At 29.7% G+C, this 5456-nt stretch carries 4 protein-coding genes; all 4 read right to left on the reverse strand.

From position 1 onward, the window contains the following. The coding region (locus tag H599_RS20065; protein WP_035141892.1) for a hypothetical protein at positions 1 to 486 on the reverse strand (486 nt) is incomplete at its 3' end. 339 nt (positions 487 to 825) lie between these two features. Further along, the gene (locus H599_RS0117555) at positions 826 to 1323 is read right to left on the reverse strand and encodes an endonuclease V (RefSeq protein ID WP_026715321.1); all 498 of its coding nucleotides are present in this window, start codon (positions 1321 to 1323) and stop codon (positions 826 to 828) included. Between the two features lies 1 nt (position 1324). Continuing rightward, positions 1325 to 1687, reverse strand: coding sequence for a hypothetical protein (locus H599_RS0117560; protein ID WP_026715322.1), 363 nt, complete (start codon positions 1685 to 1687; stop codon positions 1325 to 1327). 16 nt (positions 1688 to 1703) lie between these two features. After that, a complete protein-coding gene (locus H599_RS0117565; RefSeq protein WP_026715323.1) occupies positions 1704 to 5312 on the reverse strand; it encodes a hypothetical protein in 3609 nt (1202 codons plus the stop codon). Positions 5313 to 5456: the final 144 nt, after the last annotated feature.

Here is a 5456-nt window from a genome sequence, read left to right on the forward strand (position 1 = left end):
GGATAATGGAATCGATAAATCAGTTAAGGATTCGTCATAGCCAATAAATTTAGCCGTAAAATCAGGTACCGGGATTGCATTGCCCTGCTCATCTTTGCGCCCGTCATGAAAGGCATGAAAATCTTCGTTGATCTTTTTGATAAAATCCGAAGTTGTTGTTGTGGAATCTATAATTTTAGGAGCGGAATCTGTAGTAAAAAAATCACTCCGTTGTAAACCTCTGTAGAGGAAGTATTTTACATTTAGTCCCGGGAAAGGTTGGCTGTAGGGACGAAGAATGAGGTTTACTTTTTCTTCATTTCCCGCTCCTGTTTGCGGTTGAACTAAAACTACCCCTTTACAAATGGCAAAGGCTTTTTTAGGTTCCGTTAAGTTAAAACTGGATGTTACCCTAAAATTTGTTGCTGATTTTGGTCCAAAGGATTGTTCCTCTAGCTGTATAGGAAATCCTCCTGTCTCTATAAAAAAATGGGTCTCGATTGCCATAAGTTGTAGTATGAAGTTAGTGAATGAAAATGCCTGATAAGAAATTGCATTTTGTATTTACAGGAACAAACATGCCTCCTAATTAGGACTTTAAAAAATTATTGTTCAACACTTTAACTATGCTATTCCGGTGTTAAACAGATTTGTAAGGAGAGGGAAATTTCCCTTTATTAAAATGTTCTTTTATGAACATTTTAGGCAATAGTATTTAAGCGAGACTTATGAGCCAAGTTCCGGATTGTATATAAAATATGTGGTTGTGGGGATTGTTAGCTTAAAAAAGCTACGGAATATTAGGCTCAAAGTGAAATACTTTGAGCCTTTACTTTATATTAATTTTTATTCTTTGGTAATGCGATCGAGTTCTTTTAAAATGACAGGAATTCTATACTCGCCTTTCATGTTTTTTATTAGGTTTGAAGCAAAATCTAAATCGATACCAATAGATGATACATATAGAGGCTTTTTACTTTCACCTCTGTAGACTTCTTTTACTGTTTTTTTATTTCTGAAAAATGAAGTTTTTGCAACGCCAATAACAGGTATCTTTCTATCTAAACTCTCCCAGGTGTATCCTCCTAATCCAAACGTACCATTATCATCAACATATATATGTCCGTCGATAATTACAGCTTCAATATCGTTTAAATTAACTTTTTGAAGAATGCTTTCAATGCATGGTAACTCTCTTTTATAAAACTCACCAGACACATAATCCTCAATACCTGATATTTGATCAATAACTATACTTTGTGGAGTTTCATCTTCAGGATTAAATAAAACAGCTACAACTTTAGCGTCTTTTTCTTTGTAATAGACATCTATTGCTAAAATCATTCTAATCTAATAATTTATATTTACTTACCAATTCTTGATATTCAGTTTCTCCAACTAATTTTCCTCCCTCAATTTGATTACCATTATCATCATATTCATAGAATTCTATATCATTTTCACCTACATTCAGACTTTCGCTAATTAATATTCCATTAATATTGTATTCATTATCCCAACCCAAATGTCTACCATTTTTATATTCTTTTTCAAATGCCACACTACCATCAGTATGTTTATCTAAAACTAAATATCCTGTGAAAAATTTATCATTATATAACACTTTACTAAATCCATCATAATCTAATTCACCATCAACTATTTGACTTAAATCAATTCTAGTTTTCAGAGGTTGTTTTAAACTCATAATTCTTCTTTTTAAATTAATTAGACATTATCATTCTAAATTCTTTACTAATAAAAAAACAATCTCCACAACGTGGCATTATCTTTTTCTTGATATAATTTTTATTGTATCCTAAAATATTATTTACAATATCATCAGTTATTAATAAACCTTTTTCATTTTGTAATTTCCATAAGAGTTCATTTAAAGCTCTTATTTCAGCATGTGTTCCTGGAATATGCCCTGTATTTTTTATACTTTCTGGATTAATTTTCCATTTATTTGATAATCTTTTTTCTATATGAATTGTTATTCTCTTTTCTAGCCATGGATGAATACTATGAGTATCAAAATTAGCATAAACAGCTTTTATTTTTTCAATATCCAACATATTATCTCTTGACCAAGATACTGGGTTTCCATTAACATCCAAAATGGGATTTTTATTAATATCTTTAGGGTTTTTAAAGAAATTTTTCATTTGTTTCTTTGAAATATTATCCCTTAATATAATCAACTCCGGATAATCTTTGTGAGAAAAACCTGACTTTAAAGTTATGTCATCTAAATTTTTATTCGAAGTAGCATCGTTAATTGTTTTTAACCATTCTTCCTCTACTTTTAGAAACAATTTTTTTCCATGATCTCCATAAACTGCAAATACTTCAACAACATCTGTATTTGTTATATAACCTGCATTAAATATATCAATATATTTTTTAATATAATTTCTTTCAATAACAAGAAGAGTTGGATCCGTTTTAAATTTATTAAAGTCAACAATATTAGTATGTGGATAATCTTTAAAGAAAATCAACTGTTCTTCCTTCGTATATTTATTTAATTCTGCTAATAAATCAGCCTCATCACTATATTTACTCCATGATAGTATTGCATCTGGATTGGTTTTTAGATACTGATTGTATAAATCAGCAGGTAAATCTCCATATTTTTCTAACCATTTTATCTTTTTTGTATTTGATAATGATACAAAATTAGGTCTTAAAATCAAATCATCATAATACCTCTCCCAATAAGCCACTAACTTTGGTTCATCAACAAATTTAGCAAAATTAGTAGTATCTATATCTCCAAACGTATCTAAAAAAGTTAACTTTCTTTCATAGCTTAAAGTTCCCAATACAGGTTTAATAGTTGATTCATCCACAAAACGAATTAATCCATCTGTTCTTCTTTGAACACAAATATAATCGGTAAACTTAGCTTCCACTAAACCTCTTTCGCTTAAACTAATCCAATTATCAATATATTTACCATTAAGTACATTATCAACTCCTTTACCACTATTTAATAATTTCCAAAATGCAGGATCTTCAATATGTTGAAAATCATTCCAAAATTTCATTTTTTGCGCATCAGTAAAAACAGTATTGTATTTGGAAAAAATAGTATTAGTTGCTCCTCCCAAATCTAAAGTATTCAACCTATTACCAAATGTTGAGATAGCTACCGTTTTTTCTCCTTTTAATGTTGTTAAAAGGTTCATCATATCTGTTGTAAGTCCATGAGCTACACCTGATGGTAATACATCAATTAAATCCAGTACTCTTTCTGCTTCACGAGCTGCATGTGCTCTCGCTGTAAGTGATGCTCCTGCCCCTATAAAGAGTAGAGACAATAATATATTTTGATATCCTTCTAATATTTTTCTTTTATCTGCATCATTTTCAGTAGTAATTAAATAAGTATTAATTTGTGTTAAAGAGCCTGCTGTAAGTGTAAAAACTTCACTACCTACTTCTAATCCTCTCCATACCACAACGGCTTCACTAGCCTCCAGTCCCCCTGTCAATGCTTGTCCTATTTTAGTAGTATATTTTAAATATTGTAAATCTGCGAGTACATTAGCTCCTCCTGCAAAATATGCTAATAATACATCAACAGTTAAATTAATCGCTAAGGAAACAGCTGCATCAAAATCAGCCAGCTCGTCATATTCTTGAATAAAATGAAATAGAAAAGCAGGTACTGTGGCGGTAGTTGGGATTGCTAAATCAAGATTGGCTTTAAATCCTGAAAATGAAATTTGCTGATAAAGATGAAAAGAACCAAAAGCAGCAACATTCCTATCATGGTATCCACCGTGTTCGATGTTTATATCCGTTTTAGATATTTTATTTATAGCTATTTTTTTTTCTACAAGTGAAGATTCAAAATATTGTGCCGTTGTTGTTATTAATTCTGTTGATGAAGGAATAAATGTTAACCAATTCTTTTCATTGTATTCATTTTTATTAATATAGAAATAATTTTCAGGATCAATACCTTTAAAATTTGGAAAAACATCAGGAACTACAATTCCGGGACGTATATAATTTAAATTATATTTAGATACCTTCCAAAGTTCAAATAATGCAAAAGCAAAATATTTTCTATTAGGTTGTTCATCAACAAACCAATTGACAAAAGAATATCTCTCTAACCTTGCATCAGTTAGAGATTCATAAATTGTTTGAAAATTGGTTTGTTGTTCATTATCCTCTAGCAAAAAGTCAAGAAAATCATTTGCATGTGTTTCCTTTATAGAAATTACTAAACGGACTAAAAATCGTTGATCGTCTTCATCAAGTTTTCTACTCAATAATCCTTTTATAGCATTAATAATGTAACTGTAAGGCAAAACACCTAATGCTGATGGAGACAATATTTCTAACAGATATTGAAATTTCTTATCTGAAGGATAATAACTTAGCCCTTTAATACTATAACATTTGTTATAAAAATTAATCAAACTAGTATAGTAATCATAATAATCCTCTAAAATAGAAAATGTAGTAAATTGAGCATCAAAATCATCTTTTAAAGGACGTGGATAATCTTCCAGTGGAGTATCATAATAATACCCCCAACCTCTTTTTATATCAAATAATAATTTTTCAATATCCGTAAGTCCATTGGTTATATCATTGTAATCGATAATACCATTTGCCACATCTGATTCTTTATCAAAAAGATGTGTGTTTGCTGCAATTATGGGAATGATATCTCTAACAATCTGCCTAATTTCAAACACAATGAGACTCATTAACTTTTTGAATTCACTTTTTTGAATATCACTTATTGTCCATGAATTTACAAAATCACCAAAATTTTTTCTATAAAAAGCTCCACCAGGAGTGGCACTCTGATTATTAAGAGTAGTAATCCCATTTACACCATCCACGTTAATTTTATAATCAATGATTTTTAAATTTTCCATGATTGGTTGTAAATAATTAGCAACTCTTTTTTGATCAGGTGATCTTTTCAAATTAAAAGTATATTCTTTGCTATTATAGAAATATTCGTATGGCTCATTAAAATCAATAGTAGTAACTGTTATTTCCTCATTTTCAGTAGCTAAAACTTTCTCAAAATTATACTTAATTAAAGTATCTCTCAAAACCGGAACAGGCTCAATATTTTGAATATAATTCTTGAATATTGTTTCATTGTAATAACCTGACAAATCTGAATTTTTTCTATCGCTTACTTTAAATTCAGAATGCTGATAATATCTATAAATTTCTGGCTCAACTCCAGAATGAGTAAATTGTACTAAAAATCCATCAACATCAAAAATCGGATTGTCAAATAAATGTATTCTAATTGGAGTTCCATCTCTTAAAATTGCAATAGTTGTCATCTATAAAACGGTATTAATGTTGAAATAATTGGTATTAAAATTTAAATCAGGCATATACTCACTATACCCCTTAGAAAAATGGTATTTTCGATCCAGAGAATATATCATTACATCGGTATCGGGAGTTGATAATTCGAGTTTGCC

It is taken from the genome of Flavobacterium daejeonense DSM 17708, assembly GCF_000425425.1.
Classification (GTDB): Bacteria; Bacteroidota; Bacteroidia; order Flavobacteriales; family Flavobacteriaceae; genus Flavobacterium; species Flavobacterium daejeonense.

What these genes read in the sequence shown, in the direction of transcription:
- H599_RS0117555 (WP_026715321.1), bottom strand. Translation starts at nt 1,323, where the DNA reads ATGATTTTAGCAATAGATGTCTATTACAAAGAAAAAGACGCTAAAGTT.
- H599_RS0117560 (WP_026715322.1), bottom strand. Translation starts at nt 1,687, where the DNA reads ATGAGTTTAAAACAACCTCTGAAAACTAGAATTGATTTAAGTCAAATA.
- H599_RS0117565 (WP_026715323.1), bottom strand. Translation starts at nt 5,312, where the DNA reads ATGACAACTATTGCAATTTTAAGAGATGGAACTCCAATTAGAATACAT.